This is a genomic window from Bradyrhizobium sp. GW821-FHT12B03 (assembly GCF_058807535.1).
Map to the genome: position 1 here is coordinate 188147 of NZ_JBXAQU010000014.1, position 22104 is coordinate 210250.

The 22104-nt window shown below is 64.3% G+C and carries 23 protein-coding genes and 1 pseudogene; 17 read left to right on the forward strand and 7 right to left on the reverse strand.

The annotated features are described in order from the left end of the window. The first annotated feature begins 183 nt into the window (after positions 1-183). Together AC1RUR_RS25300 and AC1RUR_RS25305 are read left to right on the forward strand one after the other, a co-directional pair. On the forward strand, positions 184-483 hold the full coding sequence (locus AC1RUR_RS25300) for a hypothetical protein (protein ID WP_492848993.1): 300 nt from the start codon (positions 184-186) through the stop codon (positions 481-483). Beyond that, the gene (locus AC1RUR_RS25305; protein WP_492848995.1) at positions 480-713 is read left to right on the forward strand and encodes a hypothetical protein; all 234 of its coding nucleotides are present in this window, start codon (positions 480-482) and stop codon (positions 711-713) included. Before AC1RUR_RS25300 ends, AC1RUR_RS25305 begins: the two co-directional genes overlap by 4 nt. Positions 714-792: 79 nt before the next feature. On the opposite strand, the gene AC1RUR_RS25310 is transcribed toward AC1RUR_RS25305, so the two are convergent. Next, positions 793-1668: a LysR family transcriptional regulator gene (locus tag AC1RUR_RS25310; RefSeq protein ID WP_492848997.1), complete on the reverse strand. Its 876-nt coding sequence runs from the start codon at positions 1666-1668 to the stop codon at positions 793-795. A gap of 104 nt (positions 1669-1772) precedes the next feature. On the opposite strand from AC1RUR_RS25310, the pseudogene AC1RUR_RS25315 reads away from it, so the two are divergent. The 4 genes and pseudogenes from AC1RUR_RS25315 to AC1RUR_RS25330 all read left to right on the forward strand — a co-directional run bounded on the left by AC1RUR_RS25315 (position 1773) and on the right by AC1RUR_RS25330 (position 4628). Further along, positions 1773-2847 (forward strand): annotated as a pseudogene (locus AC1RUR_RS25315) (alkene reductase). Between the two features lie 98 nt (positions 2848-2945). Further along, on the forward strand, positions 2946-3854 hold the full coding sequence (locus tag AC1RUR_RS25320) for an SDR family NAD(P)-dependent oxidoreductase (RefSeq protein ID WP_492849050.1): 909 nt from the start codon (positions 2946-2948) through the stop codon (positions 3852-3854). 137 nt (positions 3855-3991) lie between these two features. Beyond that, the gene (locus AC1RUR_RS25325) at positions 3992-4159 is read left to right on the forward strand and encodes a hypothetical protein (RefSeq protein WP_165448169.1); all 168 of its coding nucleotides are present in this window, start codon (positions 3992-3994) and stop codon (positions 4157-4159) included. 61 nt (positions 4160-4220) lie between these two features. Next, a complete protein-coding gene (locus AC1RUR_RS25330) occupies positions 4221-4628 on the forward strand; it encodes a hypothetical protein (RefSeq protein WP_492848999.1) in 408 nt (135 codons plus the stop codon). 32 nt (positions 4629-4660) lie between these two features. Here AC1RUR_RS25330 and AC1RUR_RS25335 read toward each other — a convergent pair whose 3' ends face one another. Beyond that, positions 4661-5359, reverse strand: coding sequence for a GntR family transcriptional regulator (locus AC1RUR_RS25335; RefSeq protein ID WP_492849001.1), 699 nt, complete (start codon positions 5357-5359; stop codon positions 4661-4663). Between the two features lie 137 nt (positions 5360-5496). On the opposite strand from AC1RUR_RS25335, the gene AC1RUR_RS25340 reads away from it, so the two are divergent. The 7 genes from AC1RUR_RS25340 to AC1RUR_RS25370 all read left to right on the forward strand — a co-directional run bounded on the left by AC1RUR_RS25340 (position 5497) and on the right by AC1RUR_RS25370 (position 13574). Continuing rightward, positions 5497-6396: a VOC family protein gene (locus AC1RUR_RS25340; RefSeq protein ID WP_492849003.1), complete on the forward strand. Its 900-nt coding sequence runs from the start codon at positions 5497-5499 to the stop codon at positions 6394-6396. Beyond that, positions 6393-8015, forward strand: a complete 1623-nt coding sequence (locus AC1RUR_RS25345; protein WP_492849005.1) for a bifunctional 3-(3-hydroxy-phenyl)propionate/3-hydroxycinnamic acid hydroxylase — start codon at positions 6393-6395, stop codon at positions 8013-8015. Before AC1RUR_RS25340 ends, AC1RUR_RS25345 begins: the two co-directional genes overlap by 4 nt. Further along, positions 8012-8857 (forward strand): fumarylacetoacetate hydrolase family protein, encoded by an 846-nt coding sequence (locus tag AC1RUR_RS25350; RefSeq protein WP_492849007.1) that lies wholly within the window; start codon positions 8012-8014, stop codon positions 8855-8857. Before AC1RUR_RS25345 ends, AC1RUR_RS25350 begins: the two co-directional genes overlap by 4 nt. Positions 8858-8933: 76 nt before the next feature. Then, positions 8934-9911, forward strand: coding sequence for a Bug family tripartite tricarboxylate transporter substrate binding protein (locus AC1RUR_RS25355; protein WP_492849009.1), 978 nt, complete (start codon positions 8934-8936; stop codon positions 9909-9911). 124 nt (positions 9912-10035) lie between these two features. Beyond that, positions 10036-11499, forward strand: a complete 1464-nt coding sequence (locus tag AC1RUR_RS25360; protein ID WP_492849011.1) for a GH1 family beta-glucosidase — start codon at positions 10036-10038, stop codon at positions 11497-11499. Positions 11500-11682: 183 nt separating this feature from the next. Beyond that, complete coding sequence (locus AC1RUR_RS25365; RefSeq protein WP_492849013.1) at positions 11683-12915, forward strand: acetyl-CoA C-acetyltransferase; 1233 nt, start codon at positions 11683-11685, stop codon at positions 12913-12915. Positions 12916-13271: 356 nt separating this feature from the next. Beyond that, positions 13272-13574, forward strand: a complete 303-nt coding sequence (locus AC1RUR_RS25370) for an HU family DNA-binding protein (RefSeq protein WP_008139488.1) — start codon at positions 13272-13274, stop codon at positions 13572-13574. Between the two features lie 70 nt (positions 13575-13644). On the opposite strand, the gene AC1RUR_RS25375 is transcribed toward AC1RUR_RS25370, so the two are convergent. The 4 genes from AC1RUR_RS25375 to AC1RUR_RS25390 form a co-directional block, all read right to left on the reverse strand. Next, complete coding sequence (locus tag AC1RUR_RS25375; RefSeq protein ID WP_492849015.1) at positions 13645-13800, reverse strand: hypothetical protein; 156 nt, start codon at positions 13798-13800, stop codon at positions 13645-13647. A 5-nt stretch (positions 13801-13805) separates the two neighbouring features. After that, positions 13806-16211 carry an endopeptidase La gene (gene lon, locus AC1RUR_RS25380; protein ID WP_492849017.1) on the reverse strand — a complete coding sequence of 802 codons (2406 nt, stop codon included), beginning with the start codon at positions 16209-16211 and terminating at the stop codon, positions 13806-13808. A gap of 8 nt (positions 16212-16219) precedes the next feature. Further along, positions 16220-16603: an Hsp20/alpha crystallin family protein gene (locus AC1RUR_RS25385; protein WP_080136362.1), complete on the reverse strand. Its 384-nt coding sequence runs from the start codon at positions 16601-16603 to the stop codon at positions 16220-16222. Positions 16604-16789: 186 nt separating this feature from the next. After that, on the reverse strand, positions 16790-17359 hold the full coding sequence (locus tag AC1RUR_RS25390; protein WP_492849020.1) for a YciE/YciF ferroxidase family protein: 570 nt from the start codon (positions 17357-17359) through the stop codon (positions 16790-16792). Positions 17360-17503: 144 nt separating this feature from the next. Here AC1RUR_RS25390 and AC1RUR_RS25395 point away from each other — a divergent pair, with 144 nt between their 5' ends. The 3 genes from AC1RUR_RS25395 (at position 17504) to AC1RUR_RS25405 (ending at position 20764) form a co-directional block, all read left to right on the forward strand. Further along, on the forward strand, positions 17504-18130 hold the full coding sequence (locus AC1RUR_RS25395; RefSeq protein WP_492849022.1) for a MarC family protein: 627 nt from the start codon (positions 17504-17506) through the stop codon (positions 18128-18130). 181 nt (positions 18131-18311) lie between these two features. Then, on the forward strand, positions 18312-18965 hold the full coding sequence (locus tag AC1RUR_RS25400; RefSeq protein ID WP_492849024.1) for an L-fuculose-phosphate aldolase: 654 nt from the start codon (positions 18312-18314) through the stop codon (positions 18963-18965). Positions 18966-18976: 11 nt separating this feature from the next. After that, positions 18977-20764, forward strand: coding sequence for a chloride channel protein (locus AC1RUR_RS25405; protein WP_492849026.1), 1788 nt, complete (start codon positions 18977-18979; stop codon positions 20762-20764). Positions 20765-20854: 90 nt separating this feature from the next. Here the strand turns inward: AC1RUR_RS25405 and AC1RUR_RS25410 are convergent, their stop codons facing one another. Next, positions 20855-21103 carry a DUF2798 domain-containing protein gene (locus tag AC1RUR_RS25410; protein WP_492849028.1) on the reverse strand — a complete coding sequence of 83 codons (249 nt, stop codon included), beginning with the start codon at positions 21101-21103 and terminating at the stop codon, positions 20855-20857. A gap of 292 nt (positions 21104-21395) precedes the next feature. On the opposite strand from AC1RUR_RS25410, the gene AC1RUR_RS25415 reads away from it, so the two are divergent. Continuing rightward, positions 21396-21803 carry a hypothetical protein gene (locus AC1RUR_RS25415; protein ID WP_492849030.1) on the forward strand — a complete coding sequence of 136 codons (408 nt, stop codon included), beginning with the start codon at positions 21396-21398 and terminating at the stop codon, positions 21801-21803. The last annotated feature ends 301 nt before the right edge of the window (positions 21804-22104 follow it).

Sequence of the window (22104 nt, forward strand, 5' to 3'; positions counted from 1 at the left end):
TGCTTTGTCCGATCCTGCTCAGAGCAGGCGTGCGCTTTCGTAAACGCACGCTGGGCGGCGCCGGGCAGTCGGTTACGAACATGCCCGTGGTGGAGTTGTCGGCGCCGGCCTTTCTACGTTAGGTCGATTGACACAATGTTCATGATTTGTTCTTATGCTGGTCGTCCAGCCAGGGAGCGAGCCATGGACAACCGCATCAATGAGATCCGCAGAGTCATCAGGGCGTTACGTGTCAGCATGCGTGAGGCTGAAGCCATCATGCATGAACAGATCAACCGGGACGAGGACTGCACTTTCGTGGCCCATGAGGTCATGAAGATGCGCACGGTGATGAGCGGGCTTGTTCAGGAGCGGACCGCCCTCGGTGATACCGACCCGATTGTCGTCGCCAGCCTCTTCATTCCCCGCCGGCGGCCGACGCCGCCACGCGTCCATGTCGAGAAGCGCCGTCTTGTCCCGCCGCGAGAGGTGGCACAGGCATGAAGGCAGAGAGGCCGACCTACTTCTCCGACATGCAGGAGCCGCCGGAATTCCTGAAGGCCCTCGATCATGCGCGGCGCCTGTCTTGCTACGAAGGCTGGTGCCGGATGCACATCGAGGCCATCCAGGTTGCGATCGATCAGTACGCGGAAGCAGCTCTCGGCAATCGCGAGTTCTTCCTCAACAAGCCGCACAGTATCGGCGGGGTGCGCAGGAGCGGCGACGTGCCGTGAACTCGTAGATCAGCCTGGCACCGGTTTTTCAGGAACGTAAATTCGCCGCGCGATTTACAGACCAGGAGTTGGTGCCGATCTACCCCCGGCTGAGCCGCTCGCGCAGAAACTCGATGAAGCGCTGCGTCTTGGCAGGAAGCAGTCTGGTCTCGGTGACTGCGTAGATGGTCATGGGCAAGCCTTGCCATTGCGGCAGGATGCGGAGCAGCCGGCCATTTGCGAGCTCGTCGGCGACGATTTCCTGCGGCATGAAAGCGATGCCCATGTCGAGCGCCGCGAGGCGGCGGAGCATGCCAATGCTGTTGAGGTGGAAGCGGCCGCCGACGGCGGCTTCGACCGTCTGCGTTCCCTTGTGCAGCGTCCAGGTGTCCACCCGCGTCATGCACAGGCATTGATGGCGTGCGAGGTCCGCGGGCTCGTTCGGTTCGCCGTTGAGTTCGAGATAGCGCGGAGAGGCGTAGAGATAGCCATGCAGGCGGGCAAGCGGCCGCGCGATCATATGGGACGGCTCGGATTCCCCGACGCGGATCGCCAGATCGTACGGCTCGGAGACCAGATCGACGCGTCTGGGCGTCAGATCGAATTCGAAATCGATACCGGGATAATGCTGCGCGAACTCAGTAATCAGCGGCGCGAGATAAGTGTTCGCGAAGTCGACCGGCAGTGAGACGCGCAGCAGTCCGCTCGGCCGCGCCAGCATCTCGCCGAGTTGCTCGTGCGCCAGGCGTGCTTCGTCGACGATGCGCTTGCAGCGCTCGAAATAGAGCTGGCCGGCTTCGGTCAATTCGATCCTGCGCGTCGTTCGGTTCAGGAGGCGCAACCCGATTTCCCTCTCGAGCAGGCTGATCCGTCGCGACAGGGTCGAGTTGGGCATGTCGAGCGTCGCGGCTGCGCCTCGGAAACTCCGGGCCTTCACGACCTCCACGAAGAGTGCCATGTCGTTCAACAGCTCCATGGAATTATCCCACATATGGATCAATCTGATCCATTATACGGTATTTATTCCATTGGGTGGAGAGTCCATCTGCCTTCTCAATTGTCTTCGAGAAGGGACCCGCCATGAACCCGCTATTCAGTCCCGTCCGCGTCGGCGGACTTGAGCTTTCGAACCGCCTGGTCATGGCGCCCATGACGCGGTCGCGCGCCGACGCCGATGGCGTACCCGGCGGCCTCGCAGCCGAATATTACGCGCAGCGCGCCGGGGTCGGACTGATCGTCACCGAAGGCACGCAGCCATCCGATGATGGGCAGGGCTACATGACCACACCGGGCATCTACACGCCCGCACATGTCGACGGCTGGCGCAAGGTCACCGACGCCGTCCACGGCAAGGGCGGCCGCATCTTCATTCAGCTCATGCATGCCGGACGCATGTCCCATCCGGATAACACGCCGCATCACCGGCAGGGTGTGGCCCCGTCCGTGATCGCGCCTGATACGCCGATGTTCACGCCGAAGGGCATGCAGGATATCCCGCAGCCACGGCCGCTCGCGACCGACGAAGTGCGCCGGACCGTCGCGGACTTCCGCGAGGCCGCGCGTCACGCCATCGCGGCGGGCGCGGACGGCGTCGAGATCCATGGCGCAAATGGATATCTGGTCCAGCAGTTCATTGCGCCGAGCGCGAACACAAGAACCGACGCGTACGGCGGCTCGATCGAAAATCGGGCGCGTTTCGCCCGTCGAGGTGGCGGCCGCCATCGCCGCGGAGATCGGCGCGGATAAGACGGCGATCCGCCTGTCGCCGGGCATCACGATGTGGGGCATCGACGAAGGCGCCGAAGGACCGGACCTCTATCGCCATCTGGTCGCCGAGCTCGACAAGCTCTCGCTCGCCTACCTTCACATCATGCATCAGGCCGACGAGCGTCTCCTGGCCGACCTGCGCAAGCTGTGGCACGGCAAGCTGATCGTGAACAGGCCGGGCCGTCCGCGCGAGCGCATCGGCTCCGACGTCGCGGCTGGACTGGCCGATCTGGAGGCCTACGGCCAGATGATCCTGGCAAATCCCGATTTCATCGCGCGCCTGAAATCGGGCGCGCCGCTGAACGAGGCCGATCGGACGACGTTCTTCGGCGGCACAGCACGGGGCTACATCGACTATCCCGCATTGAATGCTTCTGCCGTCATCTGAGGACGGCGGCACCACCTTCATCGGCTTTGCACCGCGACTCGCCGTGCGAGCGCTTGTTTTCATCAATGCGTGCGGAAGGTAGATCTACAGTGAAACGCGTGGAATTGGACAAGAGCCTGAATGTCGCTCCGCCAGCGCTCGAAAGCCTTCGGCTCGCCGGACTGAATGTCGCGGTGATTGGCGGCACCGGCGGAATCGGTCGCGCACTCAGCCACCAGTTCGCAGCCAAGGAAGCGAATGTCCTAGTCGTCGGTCAGACTTTTCGCGATCAGGAGGTGCCGCGCATCACGTTCATGAAGGCCGATTTGAGCTCGATGCGGGATGCGAGACGGATCGGCGCTGAGCTGCCCGCCGGGCAGATCGACATCGTCGTCTTCACGACCGGCATCATGGCCGGCCCCAAACGCGAGGTGACGCCCGAAGGCATCGAACGCGATCTTGCCGTCAGCTATCTGAGCCGCCTTGTCATCCTGAACGAGATCGCTCCGCGTCTGGGCAAGGACCGTACCAGGACCGAGCCGAGGCCCCGGATCTTCGTCATGGGATTCCCCGGCACGGAGCAGAAGGCTGATGTCGACGACCTCAACTCGGAACGAAGCTACAAGCGCTTCTCCGCACATTCGAACACCGTATCCGGAAACGAAGTGCTCGTCCTCGATGCCGCCACACGTCTTCCCGATGTCGATGTCTTCGGTCTCAACCCTGGCTTCGTCAAAACCAACATCCGCGCCAATCTGCTCGGGTCGCGCGCGCTTTTTGCCGTCATGGAATGGCTGACCAGCTTCATGATGATCGAGCCGGATACTTATGCCGAGCGGATGGTCCCGCTCTTGGTGTCACGCGATCTCAACGGCCGCAGCGGCGCGATGTTTAACAACAGGGCGCAGGCCATCCTGCCGAGCCCGTCAGCCGGAGAGCCGTCCTATGCGGTCGCACTGTTGGGGGCGTCCGACCGATTGCTCAGTCGCGCGTTAGCAGGCCAGTCAGGTGAAGGAGCGGGGACATGATCGGAGTTCGTCTTCGGTTCTGAGCTCGCATCCGACGCTCGCAAGCGTTAACCGATCAGAAACCGTGACAAATGATCTGAAAATTTTAACGAAACTGTTCGGCCCTCTGCGCGTCGTTTTGTCGGAGGGCCCGTCTGATGACAGAGCACCAGTTGAGAGAGCAGGAATCCCGGATCGCGCGCTATCGGCATCTGGAACGGGAAGTGACCGACCCGCTGGCCGCGTGTCTGCTTCATAGCATCATCGAGGACCTTGAGGCCGAGCTGCGCAGGGACAGACCGGATTGGCACGGGCCGCGCGATTAACGCTTTCTTAGCGCTAATCATGCGGATTGTTGGCGGGGGACTACCAGGGGAGACGGCTCCCATGCTGAAGGATGGCACCTACGCGGCGTGGTACAAGACACCGCTCGATCAGGGCGCCGGTATCGTCCATGTCGCAGATGGCCAGATCTGGGGCCGTGACAGCCTGATGACGTATCACGGCTCCTGCAAGGTCGATGGCGATCGCTTCACCGCAACCGTGTTGACGAAGCGTCATACCGATGGACGTGCGACCGTCTTCGGCGTCGATGATGAGCTGACGCTGGACATCGAGGGACACTGCCCCGGCAAGATCGCGACTTACACGGCGACGGCACAACAAGTGCCGGGAATGGTCCTCCAGGGAACGCTCATTCTGACGGAACACCAGCCCCCGGCGCGTGAACGAACCGGGCCGCTCCCGGCGTTCAATCCCGACAAACTTCCAAAGCTGCCGAAGCGCTCGCGCTGATCGCGGCAGCGCTCGATGTCCCCGGGACGAAGCTACGCCAGCAATCCGTCGAGGTCGGAATAGATGACGTCGGCGGTGCGCTGATAGTGCTGCTGAAGCAGGCGCACGGCCTGATCGCTGTTCCTGGCGAGCACCGCCTCAAGGATGTCACTGTGCTCGGCACCGACCTTGCGCGCCGGATAGGCCTTCGCAATCGACATCATGCGATAGCGATAGAGCCGGTCGGCGAGTTGCTCGCAGAAGCCGAGCAGCGGCCGTGAACCGCAAAGGCCGATCAGTGTCGCATGGAACGCGCGGTGCACCTTCTCCCAGTCCGGATTGTCCTCGAATGTATCGGGCTTGAGCGAACGCGGCGTACGATCGAGCCGGTGATGCGCAACCAGCAGCGCCTCCTCCCAGCCCTGGGTCGCATTCTGCATGGACTCGCGGAGTGCCAGGCCTTCGACCCAGCACCGCGTCTTGGTCAGCTCCTGAAGCTCGTCCTTGCTGACCTCCTTCACATAGAAGCCGCGCTGCTCCATGCCGACGACGAACTCTTCCGTGGTCAGGCGGTTGAGCGCCTCGCGCAGCGGGGTCTGTCCGACATTGTACTGCTCCATCAGGAAGCGCGACTGCAGCTTGCGTCCGGGCTCCAGCCGCGTGGTCAGAATGTCGGTTTTCAGGCGCGCATAGATCGTCGTCGCCAGCGTGGCCGGCTGGTCCGCCCTAGGGGTTTGCAGGTCAGAGCTCATGAGCGTCCATCGGAATCGTCGACCCTTTTTGTACATTAGAAGACTTCCGGCCAATAATTTATAAATTTATTCTTTACGGCAACTTTTTTACATATTATGGACTCGCCACTGTTCGCGCGTCCTGGCGAGGAAGCCCAATGTCCGATTTTCCGGTGGCGGCTCTGCGCAGCGTCGAGATCACGACGCCGCACCCCACAGCTTCGGTCGATTTCTACACGGCGGTCTGGGGCCTCGACGTCGCGGCGGAAGCGGACGGCACGGTCTACCTCGCGGCGACGGGCGGCGACTTCCACGTTCTCGAGCTCACGCCCGGCGAGACGACCTCGCTGCGCAAAGTCAGCTTCCGCACCCGCTCGCGCGAAGACCTGTCCCGCCTGTTTGAACGCGCGCGACGGGCTGGCTGTGAGGTGGTCAGTGGGCTCGCGCCATCGCCGGCACCGTCGGGCGGCGAAAGTTTCGTGGTTCGGGAGCCGCAGGGCTGCACCATGGAATTCGTTCATGGCGACCGCACCAAGACGGCGCGCGTGGTGGCGGACCGGCCCGAGCGGCTCGCGCATGTCAACATCAACAGCGTCGATGTCGAAAAGCTCTCGGCATTCTACCAGGAGACGCTCGGCTTCCGCCTGTCGGATCGGTCAAAGCTGATGGCGTTCCTGTGCTGCAACCGCGACCACCACGCGGTGGTGCTCGCGGAAGCCCCTCGCAACGGCCTCAATCACATTGCCTTCCTGATGCCTGATCTGGAGTCGGTCATGCGCGGCTCCGGCCGCATGGTCGATCATGGCTATCCGATCGGTTGGGGCGTCGGCCGTCACGGCCCGGGCGATAATGTGTTTGCCTATTTCGTCGATCCGACCGGCGCAGTAATCGAATACACCGCCGAAGTCCTGCAGATCGACGACAGCTACGTCGCGAAAGGTCCAGGCGATTGGGTCTGGCCGCCGGGACGAACGGATCAGTGGGGCATTGCCCCGCCCAAGTCCGACGCCTGCAAGACGGCGCAGCTCGCCGTTCCCTTCACGACGGCGCGCGCATGACGCAAGCGGCGGCCACCGACCATGACGTGCTCGTCGTCGGCTTCGGGCCGACTGGCGCCGTTGCCGCGGGCCAGCTCGGCCGCCTCGGTCATCGCACGCTGGTGATCGACCGGCTCACTGAGGTCTACGACAAGCCGCGCGCGATTGCGCTCGATCACGAGATTTTTCGGCACTTCGACAATATGGGCCTCGCTGAGGCGATCGCGCCCCATGTCGAGCCCTTCACCGCGTCGGAGCATTTTGGCGTCGACGGCCAACTGATCCGCCGCGTCGACATGGTCGCAAAGCCCTATCCGCTCGGCTACACACCGAGCATGGTGTTCAGCCAGCCCGCGGTCGAGGCCGAGCTGCGCCGCCACGCGGCAAGCTTTTCCAACGTGCGCGCCGGGCTCGGCGTCGAGCTGATTGATCTCGTTCAAGCCTCCGATCGCGTTGAAGCCAGGTTGAAGGAAGCCGACGGAAAGCACCGTTCCGTGACCGCGCGCTATGTGCTCGGCTGCGACGGCGCCTCGAGCACGGTGCGCGAGATCGCAGGGCTTGGGCTCGAGGACCTCGTCTTCGACGAACCCTGGCTCGTGGTCGACGTGCGCGTGAACGAGAGCGCGCTTCACGAATTGCCGCAATGCTCCGCGCAATTCTGCAATCCGGCGCGCCCCGTCAGCTTCCTGATCGGCCCGAACAACCATCGCCGCTGGGAGATCATGCTGCTGCCGGGCGAGGACGCGCGGCAGATGGAGCGGCCTGAGAATGTCTGGAAGCTGCTCGCGCCCTGGCTCACGCCGCAGGAAGGCGAGCTGTGGCGGGCCGCCTCCTATCGTTTCCACGCCCTCGTTGCGGAGGTCTGGCGCAACGGCAGAATCCTGATCGCCGGCGATGCCGCACATCAGCAGCCGCCCTTCATCGGCCAGGGTATGTGCCAGGGCCTGCGCGATGCCACGAACCTCGTCTGGAAGCTCGATCGGGTGCTCAGGGGTGTGTCTTCCGACCGCCTGCTCGACAGCTACACGGTGGAACGCAAGGCCCATGTGATCGAGCTGACCGGCAAGATCAAGGCAATCGGCCAGTCGATTTGTGAACGCGACCCCGCCGCGGCCCGGCGGCGTGATGCGCGCATTCTGGCCGAAGGCGGCGGCAAGCCACTCCAGATCACGCGGCAAGAGATCATTCCGCCGCTGCGCGCCGGCCTTCTTGCAAATCACGAAGGGCCGGCACGTGGCAGTCTGTTTCCACAGCCGCGCATCGCAAGCGCCGGCACGGTCCGCCTGCTCGATGAGGTGACCGGACCAGGCTTGCGCATATTCATCGACGGCCGCCGCTCCGACGCGGCTGCTCTCCTCGCTCTCTGCACGGCGCGCCCGGACCTGTTTGCAGCGGCCATCGCACCTGCCGGCTCCGGCGCGCCCGATGCGCTCCAGGAGACCGAGGGCGTGCTCGCGAGCTGGTTCGATCGTCACGAGGCCGTCGCCGCGATCGTGCGACCCGATCATTACGTTTTCGGCACGGCGCGCGACGCCGCCGAACTCGGCGATCTCCTGCGCGAGATCGGGGCGCGTCTGCACGACGTTCCGGCCGGGCGAGACAACCACAATTTTGATCCCACAAAGGAGAGAACACCGTGAAACTGGCAACTGTGGCGATCGACGGCCGCACCACCTGGGGCGTCGTCGAAGGCGAGACTTTTTTCGATGTCGGTGCAGCGCTCAGGGCGCGTTACGCCGACCTCAAGGCTGCCATCGGTTCGTCGCTGGCCGGCGTTGCGGATGCAAGATCCGCGGCGGCTTCCGTTCCGCTCTCCAAGGTCAAATGGCTGCCGGTGATCCCGAACCCCGACAAGATCCTCTGCGTGGGCCTGAACTACGAGACCCACCGCAAGGAAACCGGCCGCGCCGAGGTCGAGCATCCCACCATCTTTTCGCGCTATGCCAACAGCCAGACCGGACATTTGCAGCCGATCGTGCGGCCGCGCGTCTCGACCGATCTCGACTTCGAAGGCGAGCTTGCGGTCATCATCGGCAAGGCCGGCCGCTACATCTCCCGGGCCGACGCCATGAGCCACGTTGCTGGCTATTCCTGCTACAATGACGGCAGCATCCGCGATTTCCAGCGTCACACCCATCAGTTCACGCCGGGCAAGAATTTTCCCGATACCGGCGCGTTCGGGCCCTGGATGATGACACCGGACGAGCTCGGTCCGCTTGGCGAGCTCAAGCTGGAGACGCGCCTCAACGGACAGGTCATGCAGGAAGCGCGGATCAAGCAGATGATCTTCGATATCCCGCGCCAGATCGAATACTGCTCCACGTTCACGCGGCTCGAGCCCGGCGACGTCATCGTCAGCGGAACGCCGGGGGGCGTCGGTGCGCGGCGCGAGCCACCGCTCTGGATGAAGTCCGGCGATGTCGTCGAGATCGAGGTCGAGCGCCTCGGCGTGCTCAGGAATGTCGTCGCAGACGAAGCCTGATCGAAAGGCCGCCGCCGGCGACGGCTGCGAACCACCAATAAAAGCCCGCCAAGCGGGATCTTCAGGGAGGAACACCATGTCCGGACTGTCCCGTCGTGTGCTGCTCGCCGGCGCTGCGCTCTGTCTGTCTCTTCCAGCCTGCGCGCAGTCGTGGCCGCAGCGGCCGGTGACCGTCGTCGTGCCGCAGCCGGCGGGCAACAGCCCGGACGTGATGTGCCGCCTCATCACCGAAAAACTCTCGCGGACCTTCGGGCAGCAGTTCATCGTCGAGAATCGTCCGGGCGCCGCAAACCTCGTCGGCACCCAGTCGGTCGCCCGTGCGACTCCAGACGGCTACACATTCCTGTTCGCCACATCGGCGGCGCTCGTCACCAATCCCTACACGTTCAAGAAGCTCCCCTATGATTCCGTGAAAGACTTCGTGCCGATCGCGATGGTGGCCAAAAGCAACCATGTCCTTCTCGTCAATCCCGAGGTGAAGGCCAATACGCTGCCGGAATTGATCAAGCTCGAGAGATCGGCGCCGGGTTCGTTGAGTCTCGCCGTCGACGGTGCGCGCAACCTCTCGGGCCTGATCGCTCAAGCCATCAACAAGAGCGCCGGAACCGGCTTTGTGCTCATCCCCTACAACACGACCACGAATGCGGTGCAGGATGCGATCTCGGGCCGCATCCAGGTGACGATCCAGTCGGCATCCATCGCCGAGGCCTTCATCAAGGCAGGGACGCTTCGACCGGTTGCCGTTGCCGGAGCCAGACGGCTCGACTCCCTGCCGGACGTCCCCGCGATCGCGGAGACGCTGCAAAGCGTCGATCTGCAGGGCTGGTTCATGTTCATGGCGCCGGTCGGCACGCCCGCCGACATCGTCGAAAAACTGAGCGCCGAGATTGCACGCGCCCTGGAATCGTCCGACGTGCGCGAGCGAGCGCCCACCCTCGGCTTCGATGTCCGTATTGGCGATGCGGTGACACCGGCGGGCGCAAAGCGCTTCCTCGAAGACCAGCTCGTCTCGTCCGGCAAGATCATTCAGGGGCTTGGCATCGAACCCGAATAACGCCCTGCGCGATGCGGAGCGTCCTTCCGCATTTTTGCATCATCAACTCTCGGCTCGACTGCTTCTCAAATCGCCCGTGACCGGCCATTGTGCAGCCGCAACATCCATCTCGGGGGCAGCATCAATGTCGGACAAGGTCTCGCGTCGCCAGTTTGGCAAGCTGGCGGGATTGTCCGCGGCCGGAATCGCAAATCCTCTGGAGAGCGCTGAAGCCAAGCCGGCAGCGGCGCCGCGCAGCGGCAACGGCTTTCCGACGGGCTTTGTCTGGGGCACGGCGACCTCGTCCTATCAGGTCGAGGGCGCGGTCAACGAGGACGGGCGAGGGGCCTCGATCTGGGACAAGTTCGTCCGCATCCCCGGCAAGATCGAGGATGGCACCACCGGCGATCGCGCCAACGAGCACTATCACCGTTACAAGGAGGATATCGCGCTCATCAGGGAACTCGGCTGCAAGGCCTATCGCTTCTCGATCGCCTGGCCGCGGGTGTTTCCGGATGGCGATGGCAAGCCGAACCCGAAGGGGCTCGACTTCTACAACCGCCTGGTCGACGAACTGCTCAAGAACGGCATCGAGCCGTGGGCGACGCTCTATCATTGGGACCTGCCGCAGTCGCTCCAGGATCGTTTTGGCGGCTGGCGCTCGACCGAGACCTGCAAGATCTTTGGCGACTATGCGGGCTACGTCGCCGAGCGTCTGACCGATCGGGTCAAGAACGTGTTCACGCTGAACGAGAGCGGCCGTTTCGTGCAGTTCGGCTATGGCCTCGGCATCGATGCGCCCGGCGTGACGCTGCCGCAAGCCGAGGTCAACCAGATCAGGCATAACAGCGCGCTCGCACACGGGCTCGCGGTGCAGGCGGTGCGCGCCCGCGGCCGCCGCGGCACCAGGGTCGGGCCGGCCGAGAACATCGACGTCTGCGTTCCCGCGATCGACACGCCCGAGCATGTCCGCGCCGCCGAGATCGCGCTGCGCGAGATGAATGCCGGCTATCTCAACGTCATCATGACGGGTCAGTATACCGAGGCCTTCCTGAAATATGCGGGCGCCAATGCGCCGAAATATACCGACGCCGAGCTGAAGATCATCTCCTCGCCGGTCGACTTCCTCGGCCTCAACATCTACGCGCCGCAGAACTATGTGGTGCCGTCCGACCAGGGCGCGGGCTTCATGCCGCTGCCGATCCCGAAATCATTCCCGCACATGAATTCGGACTGGCTCCGCGTCGCGCCGGAGACGATCTACTGGGTGCCGAGGCTGGCGGCAAAGATCTGGAAGACGGATGCGATCTACATCACCGAGAACGGCACCTCCGGCGACGATGTGGTTTCGCCCGACGGCAAGATCTACGACACCGACCGCATCATGTACCTGCGCAACTATCTCGCCCAGCTCCAGCGCGCCACCGCCGAAGGCGTGCCGGTGCGCGGCTATTTCCTCTGGAGCCTGATGGACAATTTCGAATGGGTGTTCGGGCTCGGCAAGCGCTTCGGGCTCTATCACGTCAATTTCGACACCCAGGTGCGGACGGCGAAGCTGAGCGCGAGCTACTACCGCAACGTGATCGCGAAGAATGCGGTGGGGGTGTAACGGCTTTTCTTACGCTCAGAAGGCCGTCATGCCGGGACAAGCCCGGCCATGACGACCGCGGAGGCTTTTGTGCGCTAACCGCGTGGCGGAAAATGCGGGCGAGGGCGTAAACACCGCGCATTGACTCAACTCTCCCGCTGACCGACAACGCCTCTCAACACTCATAACGAGAGGACAACGCCAATGGCTGACGCGCTGATCATCGATGCCTGCAGGACCCCGCGGGGCGTCGGCAAGGCCGGCAAGGGAGCGCTCTCGGGCATTCATCCGCAGCAGCTGGGCGCAACCGTGCTGCGTGCGCTCGCCGATCGCACCGGCATCAATACGGCCGACGTCGACGACATCGTCTGGGGCTGCAGCGCGCAGGTCGCAACGCAAAGCGGCGATCTCGGCCGCATGTCGGCGCTCGACGCCGGCTACGACGTGCGCGCCAGCGCCGTGACGCTCGACCGCTTCTGCGGCTCCGGCATCACCAGCGTCAACATGGCTGCAAGCTCCATCATGGCGGGCGCCGAAGACCTCGTCATCGCCGGCGGCTGCGAGATGATGTCGATGGAGGGACGTCGCGGCGGCGGTCCGATGATGATGGATGGCGGCAATCTGCGCCTGCGTGCGCGGCATCCGCAGTCGCATCAGGGCGTCTGCGCCGATGCGATCGCCACCATGGAAGGCGTCACGCGGCGGGACGTCGATGCGCTCGGGCTCGAGAGCCAGAAGCGCGCCGCGCATGCGATGGCGAACGGGCACTTCAAGAAGAGCCTCGTGCCTGTCTATCGCGAGGACGGCAGCCTCGCGCTCGACCACGAAGAATATCCGCGGCCGCAGACCACGATGGAAGGCCTCAGCAGCCTGAAGCCGGCATTCCCCGCCATCGCCGACTATGTACTCGACGACAAGGGCACCACCTATCGCGGTCTGATCCTGCAGAAATATCCTGATCTGAACATCGACTTCGTGCATCACGCCGGCAATTCGTCCGGCGTCGTCGACGGCGCCGCTGCGATCCTTCTTGCATCGCCGGCTTACGCCAAGGCGCATGGCCTTAAAGCCCGCGCTCGCGTGGTTGCGATGGCCAACATGGGGGACTCGCCGACCTTGATGCTGAACGCGCCGGTGCCGGCCACCCGCAAGGTGCTGGCGAAGGCGGGGCTCACGGTCGACGACATCGACCTGTTCGAGATCAACGAGGCCTTTGCGGTGGTCGCGGAAAAATATATCCGCGACCTCAGGCTCGACCGCGCCAAGGTCAACGTCAACGGCGGCTCGATCGCGCTCGGCCATCCGATCGGCGCGACCGGCTCGATCCTGATCGGCACCGTGCTCGACGAGCTCGAACGGCGCGACCTCAAGCGCGGTCTCGTCACCATGTGCGCCGCCGGCGGCATGGCGCCGGCCATCATCATCGAACGCATCTAGCGCGAGCGAAGCTCGTCGCGCCCCCGTAAGAACTGGGTGAGAGAGCAGCCAATGCGCCGCAACACGACGATCCAGCCTTATTTTCTAGGGTGAATCGCGCTCCTCCGCGCACAAAGAGACCGGTCGTCGCTTGTCGAAAGCAGCGAATCAGCTTTAGCAAGGCTGCGTGCGGGCCTTTGAAACAAGGTAAAATCCGCTGCCCGAGGCTTCTCCCGCTCTGGAAGTAGCTAAAAAGCAGGGTTTTTTGCCACAGGGGGCCAAAAAAGCCCGTAAAACCGCGACAAAACTGTGCAGAAGGCTCTAGGCCTTCGCCGGTTGGTCTAATATGCAACCGGCAACGAATCAGAGGAGACACGATGCCAGCCCAAATGTCCAAATCGCAGTTGATCGAAAAGATTGCGACCGCCACCGAGCTTTCCAAGCGCGACGTCAAGAGCGTCATGGAGACGCTGACCGACGTCGGCCACAAGGAGCTCAAGAAGAACGGCCTGTTCCTGGTGCCGGGCTTCGCCAAGTTCGTGGTCATCAAGAAGCCCGCGACCAAGGCGCGCAAGGGCACCAACCCGTTCACGGGTGAAGAGATGATGTTCAAGGCCAAGCCGGCCCGGAAGATCGTCCGCGCCCGCCCGGTCAAGGCCGCCAAGGACGCCGTGGCCTGATAAAGCAAAGGCCCCCTCGCAGGAGGGGGCCTTTTGTGTTCGACGACCGCGAGGGCTGAAGCGGAGGGGTTCAGCCTTTGCGGCGCCTGACCCGGATCGGGACCGGCTGAAGCCGTGGCTCGGGTCCCGCCAGTGCATCGCGAACCCCGTCGATGGCGCGATCGAGCAGCTGGCGCAGCCGCTGCGCCTTCCGGGATCTCTTGGCTCTTTCCAGCAGTTTCTTCATCGCCGTCACTCCGCCGCTTCGACCTTCGCATCGACTTGGGCCTCGACCGGCTCGAGCGCCGCGGCGATGGCTTCGTCGACGCGCTCCAGCCAGATGAATTCGAGGTTGTCCCGCGCGCTCTTCGGGATGTCGTCGTAGTCCCGCTTGTTGCGCGCCGGCAGCATCACCCGCTTCAACCCGGCGGCGGCCGCGGCCACCACCTTCTCCTTGATGCCGCCGACCGGCAGCACCAGGCCGCGCAGCGAGATCTCGCCGGTCATCGCGGTGTCGCTCCTCACCGTGCGGTTGGTGAGCAGTGACGTCAGCGCGGTGAACATCGCGACGCCCGCGCTCGGTCCGTCCTTCGGGGTTGCGCCCGCGGGCACGTGAACGTGGATGTCGCTCTTCTCGAACAACTGGGGATCGATGCCGAGCTGCGGCGCCTTGCTCTTCACCAGCGTCAGTGCCGCCTGCACGCTCTCGCGCATGACCTCGCCGAGCTGGCCGGTCAGGATCATGCCGCCGCGGCCGGGCACGCGCGAGGCCTCGATGAACAGGATGTCGCCGCCGACCGGCGTCCAGGCAAGGCCGGTGGCCACGCCCGGAATGCTGGTGCGCTGCGCGATCTCGCCCTCGAAGCGCGGCTGGCCGAGCACGGTGGCGATGTCCTTCGGGTTCACCACGACCTTGGCAGCCGAGCCTTCGGCGACCTGCACCGCGGCGTGGCGGAACACCTTGCCGATCTCGCGCTCGAGGTTACGCACGCCGGCCTCGCGGGTGTAGCCCTTGACGATCAGCTTCAACGCCTCCGGCTCGATCTCGGCTTGTTCGGCCGTCAGGCCATTGGCCTCCAGCTGCCGCCGCACCAGATAGCGCTTCGCGATCTCCAGCTTCTCGTCCTCGGTGTAACCGGCGAGGCTGATCAGCTCCATGCGGTCCAGCAGCGGACCCGGGATCTGGTCCAGCATGTTGGCGGTCGCGATGAAGACGACGCGCGACAGGTCGAAGGGTACGGCCAGGTAATTGTCCCGGAACGTCCCGTTCTGCTCGGGGTCGAGCACCTCCAGCATGGCGGCGGAAGGGTCGCCCTGCACGCCGCGGCCCATCTTGTCGATCTCGTCCAGCATCATGACGCAGTTCCGGCTGCCGGCCTTCTTGATGCCCTGGATGATGTTGCCTGGCAGCGCACCGATATAGGTGCGCCGGTGACCGCGGATCTCGGCTTCGTCATGCACGCCGCCCAGGCTGACGCGCACGAAGGGGCGATCCATCGCACGTGCGATGGACTGGCCGAGCGAAGTCTTGCCGACGCCGGGCGGGCCGACGAAGCACAGGATCGGCGCCTTGCCCTGCGGCGCGAGCTTGCGCACGGCCAGATATTCGATGATCCGGCTCTTGATCTTCTCCAGGCCGAAATGATCGGCATCCAGGATGCGACGCGCCTCCTTGATGTCGATCGGCTTCTCCGCGGGCAGCGCCCAGGGCAGCTCGATCAGCCAGTCCAGATAGGTGCGGACCATGCCGGCTTCACCGGCAGCCTCGGGCATGCGTTCGTAGCGGCGCAGCTCCTTCTTGGCGTGCGCCTCTGCCTCGGGCGGCATATTGGCCTTGGCGATGGCGGCCGTCAGCTCGGCGACCTCGGCCGCCTTGCCGTCGCCTTCGCCGAGCTGGCGCTGAATGGTCGCCATCTGCTCGCGCAGGATCGCCTCGCGCTGCCGCTCGTCGAAGGAGGCGCGAGTCTTCTGGCCGATCTCGTTGCTGATGCGCAGCACCTCCAGCCGTTCGGCCAGGTGCTTCGACACCTTCTCGACCCGCAAGGTGAGGTCGATGGTCTCCAGCACCTCCTGCTTGTCCTGCGGCTTGATGTCCATGAACGAGGTCGCCAGATCCGCCAGCGCGCCGGGCGCGGTCGTGCTCTGGAACATCGCGACCAGCTCGGGCGGCGCCTGCGGCAGCAGCTCGATCGCCTCGATCGCCTGGCGCTGCAGGTTCAGCGCGCGCGCCTCGATCTCGGGCGAGCTCGTGCTCGGCTCCGGAATCTGCTGGAAGCGCGCAGCCAGGAACGGCGTCCCCGGCAGGAAGTCGATAATGCGCGCGCGCTGCACGCCCTGGCAGACGATGTGATGGGTGCCGTCGGGCGCGGTGATGTAGCGCACGATGTTGGCGATGGTCGCGACCCGGTAGAGATCGTCCGGCCCGGGCTCCTCGATCTCGGGGCTGCGCTGCAGGACGATGCCGACCGGCCGCTGCTCGCGCAACGCCTGCTGCGCGGCGGCGATGGACTTCGCCCGGCCGATCGCGATCGGCGCGATGGCGCCGGGGAACAGCACCATCTCGCGCACGGGGATGATGATCAGTGCGTCTTCGGGGATCTTCACGTCGGAATTCTCTTGGGAATTGGTCTGTGCGTTATTCAACTGTTCGGTGGCCATGATCGACCTCAGGATTTGGCGAGGCGCAGTGCGACGCAGCCGTCCATCACGAAGCGGCTGATGGCGTAGCGGCCAAGGGGCAATGCAATGCGGCGCTCGAACCGCCCCTGCGGCAGCTCGAGCCGGTGGATGCGGGCGTTGCGAAGCTCCGGCGGCAGCGTGCGCTGGCCGGAGATGACGAGTACGCCGTCATGGATGACGGTCTCGACATTGTCCGGATTGACGCCGGGGAGCGCGACCAGGATCAGAAGCTCATGCTCGGTCTCGAGCACGTCGATCGGCGGCTCCCAGCAGGCTTCCTGGCGGCCGAACTGCTGGCGCAGCCGTTCGGCGCGGGTCAGCGAGTCCAGCGCTTCGGACAGCATCCAGTCGAGGGGATTTTTCGGTTGCATGGCAAAACTCGGGGAAGGCGCTGCGGTTGGAAAACGAGGATATGGGGACAGTTCCTCAGAATTCCAGCATCGCGCGTTTGCAGCATGCCTGTCCCTCGAACCCGAGGAGGCCCTTGCAGTCAGACACATTGACGCCGCGGAGATGTTCCGCGGCGCCGAAGGCGACAGTTGGGCGCGGCGCGCTTATCAGGCGGCGGCGCGGTACTCCTCTTCCGCCTCGAGGTTGATGACGGAGATGGCGAGCTCGGTCAGGGTGTGATCGGTCGCCTCTTCCTCGTCGAGCGTCTCCTGCAGCAGCCTCGCCGCGTCCGGCATGCCGAGCTCCTCGGCCCAGGTGCGCAGCGTGCCGTAGCGGGAGATCTCGTAGTGCTCGACGGCCTGGGCCGCCGCGAGCAGGCCGGCGTCGAGGGCGGGGGCGTTCTTGAAGTCCTTCATGATCTCGGCGCCTTCGTCGGTGATGCCGTTGATCGCCTCGCAGGGCTTGCCGCGTGCGGGCTTGCCCAGCATCTTGAAGATCTGGTCGAGACGTTTGACCTGGCCCTGCGTCTCGCGCAGATGCTTGGTGAAGGCTGCGGAGAGCTGCTTGGAGTGAGCCGCCTTCGCCATCTTCGGCAGCGTCTTGATGATCTTGTTCTCGGCGTAATAGATGTCCTTCAGCGTCTCCAGGAACAGGTCGCTCAGCATCTTCGGCGCCTGACGCGGACGGCGCGCCGCGGTCTTTTTCGCGTTCGCACGTTTCTTTGCTTGTTTAGCCATAAATCCTCCTCTTGAGGCGACACGGGAAGGCGATGCCCTCCTCAATCCTCGCGCGACCAAGACTCTGCGAGGGCAAATGTTCCTCGCGAAGGCCTCCTCGAGCCGCTATGGATTGCCGCTGCACCTCGCGTGAGACCCAGCCGCATGCTCGATTTCGCCCTGTCCGCCTTCGTGACGCTGCTGCTGGTGGTCGATCCCGTCGGCCTTGCGCCGGCATTCCTCGCCGCGACCGGGGGCATGCCCGACACGGTCAAGCGCACGATCGCGCTGCGCGCGCCGCTGATCGCGGCCTCGATCCTGGTGGTGATCGCGCTGGCCGGAAACTGGCTGTTGCGGCAGCTCGGGATCGGCATCCCCGCCTTCCAGATCGCCGGCGGGCTGCTGCTGTTCGGCGTCTCCTACCAGATGATCTTCGGCGACCGCCCGCATCGTGAGGCCCGCGAGGCCGACAAGGCGACCGCGGAGCACGCCTCCGATGTCGCAGTGTTTCCGCTGGCGATCCCCATGATGGCCGGCCCCGGTGCGATCGCGACCACGTTGCTGTTGACGGGCGATGCCGGCTACGGGGCGAGGCTGGCGATCATCATCGCGGTCGTCCTCGCGGTCTGTCTGCTCTGCATGCTGTGCTTCGTCTCGGCTCACCTGATCGCGCGCACCCTCGGGCGCACCGGAAATGCCGTGCTCTCGCGCGTGCTCGGCATGCTGCTCGCCGCCTATTCGGTGCAGTTCGTGATCAATGGCATCGCGGCCGTCCGGGTGAGCCCGCCATAGGCCTGCGTCAATCTGGTAATTTATTGATTTTGCAGTCTATTTCGAGATCTTGCGAGGGCGCCGGCAAGCCGGCGCCCGATCCCGGCCGCTTTCGCTTGCGCTGCCATATTGCTTTGACGTACTTCCCCTCTCACAAACGCCCATCGCCAAGAAATCGAGATGAAATCGAGATGAATTCGGGATGTCGATGACAGCGGACGAACTCGCCAAGAGACAGGCCATCATCGACGCCTGCCGCCGCATGAATGCGCTCGGCATCAACCAGGGCACCTCGGGCAATATCAGCGTCCGGCATGTGGACGGGTTGCTGGTCACGCCGACCAGCGTGCCCTATGAGGCCATGACGCCCGACCAGATCGTGTTCATGGCGATGGACGGCTCGCATGCGCCCGATCAGAAGCCGTCCAGCGAGTGGCGCTTCCACCGCGACATCCTGAAGTCGCGGCCCGACGTCAGCGCCGTGGTGCACACCCATCCGACCTATTGCACCATCCTGGCGATCATGGGCATGGAGATCCCACCCGTGCACTACATGATCGCCGCCGCCGGCGGCGACAGCATCCGCTGCGCGCCCTATGCCACCTTCGGAACGGCGGAACTGTCCGAACATGCGGTGCGGGCGCTGGAGGGCCGGCTTGCCTGCCTGCTCGACCATCACGGCATGATCGCGATCGGCAAGACGCTGGACAAGGCGATGTGGCTCGCCGTCGAGGTCGAGACGCTGGCGCGGCAATATCACGGCTGCCTGCAGATCGGGACACCGCCGCTGCTCTCCAGCGACGAGATCGAACGGGTCCGCCAGCGCATGGCCGGCTACGGCATGTCGGAAGGGTAGGGCAGGCAGAGGTGTTCGTGAGGATCAGACATCTCGTCGATCGCAAGGGATCGAACCGCGTCATGGTTCGCCTGCGCGCGCTGTTGCGCAGCAACGAGTTCTACCTGATTCCGCTCGCACTGGTGATCGGCACGCTGGCCGGCGCCATCGTGACGCTGATGGCCGAGATCGCGCAGATTGCCCATATGGTCATCTACGGTATTCCCGTCGACGTCCGCCTGTCGGCCAACGCCCGGGTCAGCCCCTGGGCCGCCCTGATCGCGCCTGCGCTCGGCGGATTGGCGCTCGGCATCATGGAATGGTCGCGGCGGCGGATGAAGATCTCCAGCGCGGTCGACCCGATCGAAGCGAACGCGCTGCGCGGCGGCAATCTGTCGATGCGCGACAGCGTGGTGGTGTCGAGCCAGACGCTGATCTCCAACGGCTGCGGCGCCTCGGTCGGTCTGGAGGCCGGCTATACCCAGATCGGCGCCGGCATCGCCTCGCTGTTCGGCAAGTTCTTCAATCTGCGCCGCAACGATTTGCGCCTGATCGTCGGCTGCGGCGCTGCCGCCGCGATCGCGGCGGCGTTCGGTGCGCCGATCACCGGTGCCTTCTACGCCTGCGAGCTGATCGTCGGCGTCTACTCGGTCGGCAGCGCGGCGCCGATCCTGGCGGCCTCGCTCGCCGGCGCCCTGACCGCGCAGTGGCTCGGCGGCGCGCCGTACTCGCTGGAGATACCGAAGGTCAGCGCCGTCGGCGTCGAGCAGTATCTGGCACTGGTCGGGCTTGCGCTCATCACCAGCGGCGTCGGCATCGCGGTGATGCGCTCGTCCTCGATGTTCGAGCGCCTGTTCAAATGGTTGCCGGTCTGGCTGCGTCCGGTGATCGGCGGCCTCATCGTCGGCGGCTTTGCCATCATCACGCCGCAGGTGCTCGCCGCCGGTCACGGCGCCATGGTGCTCGATCTCTTTCACGACATGACGGTCGGCCTGATCGCGCTGATCATCGCCCTGAAGGTGACGGCCTGCCTGATCTCGCTGGCCTCGGGCTTCCGCGGTGGCCTGTTCTTCGCCTCGCTGTTCGTCGGCAGCCTGATCGGAAAGTTCTTCGCCGCCGTGCTGTTGCTCGTCAGTCCGAACTTCGTGATCGATCCGCTGGTGGCGATGCTGACGGGCATGGCGACGCTCGGCGTCGCCATCGTCGGCGGTCCCTTGACCATGTCGTTCCTCGTGCTCGAGATGACCCGCAATGTCGACGTCACCGCCGTGGTGCTGGCCGGCTGCATCGTCACCTCGATCTGCGTCCGCTTCATGTTCGGCCACTCCTTCTCGACCTGGCGCCTGCATCTGCGCGGCGAGACCATCCGCAGCGCCAATGACGTCGGCTGGCTGCGCAACCTCACCGTCGAGCGGCTGATGCGCTCGGACGTCGGCAAGGTGCCGTCGACCACGACGATCGCCGCCGTGCGCCGCGAATTCGTGCTGGGCTCGCGGCCGGGCGTCGTCATCGTCAACAATGCCGACGAATATGTCGGCCTCGTCCTGCTGCCCGACCTGTTCTCCAGCGATCTCGACACCATCGCCGACGAGATCCAGGTGATCGAGCTCGCCCGCCTGACCGAGATCGTGCTGATCCCGGAAATGAACGTGAAGTCGGCGATGGCGGTGTTCGACGAGGCGGAAGCCGAGATGCTGGCGGTGGTCGATTCCACCGACAGCCGCAAGGTGGTCGGCTTCCTCACCGAGACCTTCGCCCGCCGCCGCTATGTCGAGGAGATCGACAAGGCCACGCGCGGCGTGCTCGGGGCGCTGTCGTAAAGCGCGATGAGATTGGGATGAATCGTCATCGCGCTTCAGGTTGGTGCTTGATCGCGATCTCTTCGGTAGACCGCTAGGTGCTCTTCCGGATCATCGAGACGGAGGGGCGACGACGCAGGCCACGATCCGGCGGACCAGTGGCAGCACCATCAGCAGTGTTGGGAAGGCGACGAGCCAAGACAGCGCCCAGGCGCCCGGCCAGGTCGCGAGGAAGGCCGGCGTTGCGCCGAGGCTCCGAAGCGTCGAAATAACCGACACCACGGCCGTCATGAGGATGGACAGCACGAATGGCATCACGATCGGCGCATAGCGCGCCGGCAGTTTGCGAACCGCAATCATCTGATTTCTCTTGAGGAAAAGGACGCGTCGATCACGTTGAACCTTCGAAAATGGCATCGATCCCGACGGCGTCGGTTGATGCGTTGGTTCACGTGAAACGCTTACGGCGACCGAAAAACGGCGCGGCTGTTCATTATCTGCTCAGGTTGGATCGTTCAAGCTGGATCTGAAATGTCGGTTTACAATCGTTCAAAGCGTGGCAGATTGCCGCGTTCGCGAAACCATTTCAATGGTTTGCGCATTATATATGGTTTGCATAGATCAATTTGGGCGAGAACAGAGGAAGGTCAAAATGAGTAAGGGACCGATGAATTCCGCGGCCGGCCGCAACATCGTACTGGCCGCGTTCGCAAGCCTGGCATTGGTCGCAACCTCCGCATCGCCCTCGTCCGCGGCCTCCGCGGGACCGGCCAAGGCGGTGTCCGCAAAGGTCGCCACGGCCGGCCAGGCCTCGGACGTCACCGATTTCAGCGCCGCACGCCGCCACCGCTACTATCGACGCGGGTCGAACGCCGCGGGCCTTGCCTTCATGGGGGCCGCGGCGGGCATCATCGGCGGGGTGATCGCCGAGCAGCGGCGCCGCGACTATTACGAGAACCGCTATTATTATGGCCCGCGTCGTTACTACGGCGGTCCGGGCTATTACGGCGGTCCGGGCTACTACGGCGGTAGTCCTTATTATTACGATCCGGGCTACTGATACGGCCATATCGAGCGGTCGCTTTCGGCGTCGCCGTAGGCGCAGACCCGGTTCATTGGTCTGATCTACGCGTTTCCCGGTTTCGTTGCAGGGGCGGTGTTCGGCACCGCCCCTTTCTGTTGCTTGCGGATGATCCGCCGTTCGCCCTGTTTCGCGAGCATGTCAACCGTCTGCCGCAAAAATATTCCACTTTACCGAAATTCGGATTTGTCGTATGTGTCGTGCATCCCGGCTCATCCTTGAGGGGCGATCATGTGGTCGTCTTGTTCGCGAGCCGGGCTTGCGGTGGACGCGGCAGCGT

Excerpts from the sequence above, each read along its gene's own strand:
- lon (WP_492849017.1), bottom strand. The coding sequence starts at position 16,211 with ATGGCCACCGAACAGTTGAATAACGCACAGACCAATTCCCAAGAGAAT.
- AC1RUR_RS25400 (WP_492849024.1), top strand. The coding sequence starts at position 18,312 with ATGTCGATGACAGCGGACGAACTCGCCAAGAGACAGGCCATCATCGAC.
- AC1RUR_RS25410 (WP_492849028.1), bottom strand. The coding sequence starts at position 21,103 with ATGATTGCGGTTCGCAAACTGCCGGCGCGCTATGCGCCGATCGTGATG.
- AC1RUR_RS25385 (WP_080136362.1), bottom strand. The coding sequence starts at position 16,603 with ATGCAACCGAAAAATCCCCTCGACTGGATGCTGTCCGAAGCGCTGGAC.
- AC1RUR_RS25355 (WP_492849009.1), top strand. The coding sequence starts at position 8,934 with ATGTCCGGACTGTCCCGTCGTGTGCTGCTCGCCGGCGCTGCGCTCTGT.
- AC1RUR_RS25395 (WP_492849022.1), top strand. The coding sequence starts at position 17,504 with ATGCTCGATTTCGCCCTGTCCGCCTTCGTGACGCTGCTGCTGGTGGTC.
- AC1RUR_RS25300 (WP_492848993.1), top strand. The coding sequence starts at position 184 with ATGGACAACCGCATCAATGAGATCCGCAGAGTCATCAGGGCGTTACGT.
- AC1RUR_RS25375 (WP_492849015.1), bottom strand. The coding sequence starts at position 13,800 with ATGAAGAAACTGCTGGAAAGAGCCAAGAGATCCCGGAAGGCGCAGCGG.
- AC1RUR_RS25305 (WP_492848995.1), top strand. The coding sequence starts at position 480 with ATGAAGGCAGAGAGGCCGACCTACTTCTCCGACATGCAGGAGCCGCCG.
- AC1RUR_RS25340 (WP_492849003.1), top strand. The coding sequence starts at position 5,497 with ATGTCCGATTTTCCGGTGGCGGCTCTGCGCAGCGTCGAGATCACGACG.
- AC1RUR_RS25345 (WP_492849005.1), top strand. The coding sequence starts at position 6,393 with ATGACGCAAGCGGCGGCCACCGACCATGACGTGCTCGTCGTCGGCTTC.
- AC1RUR_RS25365 (WP_492849013.1), top strand. The coding sequence starts at position 11,683 with ATGGCTGACGCGCTGATCATCGATGCCTGCAGGACCCCGCGGGGCGTC.
- AC1RUR_RS25325 (WP_165448169.1), top strand. The coding sequence starts at position 3,992 with ATGACAGAGCACCAGTTGAGAGAGCAGGAATCCCGGATCGCGCGCTAT.
- AC1RUR_RS25370 (WP_008139488.1), top strand. The coding sequence starts at position 13,272 with ATGCCAGCCCAAATGTCCAAATCGCAGTTGATCGAAAAGATTGCGACC.
- AC1RUR_RS25415 (WP_492849030.1), top strand. The coding sequence starts at position 21,396 with ATGAGTAAGGGACCGATGAATTCCGCGGCCGGCCGCAACATCGTACTG.
- AC1RUR_RS25310 (WP_492848997.1), bottom strand. The coding sequence starts at position 1,668 with ATGGAGCTGTTGAACGACATGGCACTCTTCGTGGAGGTCGTGAAGGCC.
- AC1RUR_RS25330 (WP_492848999.1), top strand. The coding sequence starts at position 4,221 with ATGCTGAAGGATGGCACCTACGCGGCGTGGTACAAGACACCGCTCGAT.
- AC1RUR_RS25390 (WP_492849020.1), bottom strand. The coding sequence starts at position 17,359 with ATGGCTAAACAAGCAAAGAAACGTGCGAACGCGAAAAAGACCGCGGCG.
- AC1RUR_RS25360 (WP_492849011.1), top strand. The coding sequence starts at position 10,036 with ATGTCGGACAAGGTCTCGCGTCGCCAGTTTGGCAAGCTGGCGGGATTG.
- AC1RUR_RS25335 (WP_492849001.1), bottom strand. The coding sequence starts at position 5,359 with ATGAGCTCTGACCTGCAAACCCCTAGGGCGGACCAGCCGGCCACGCTG.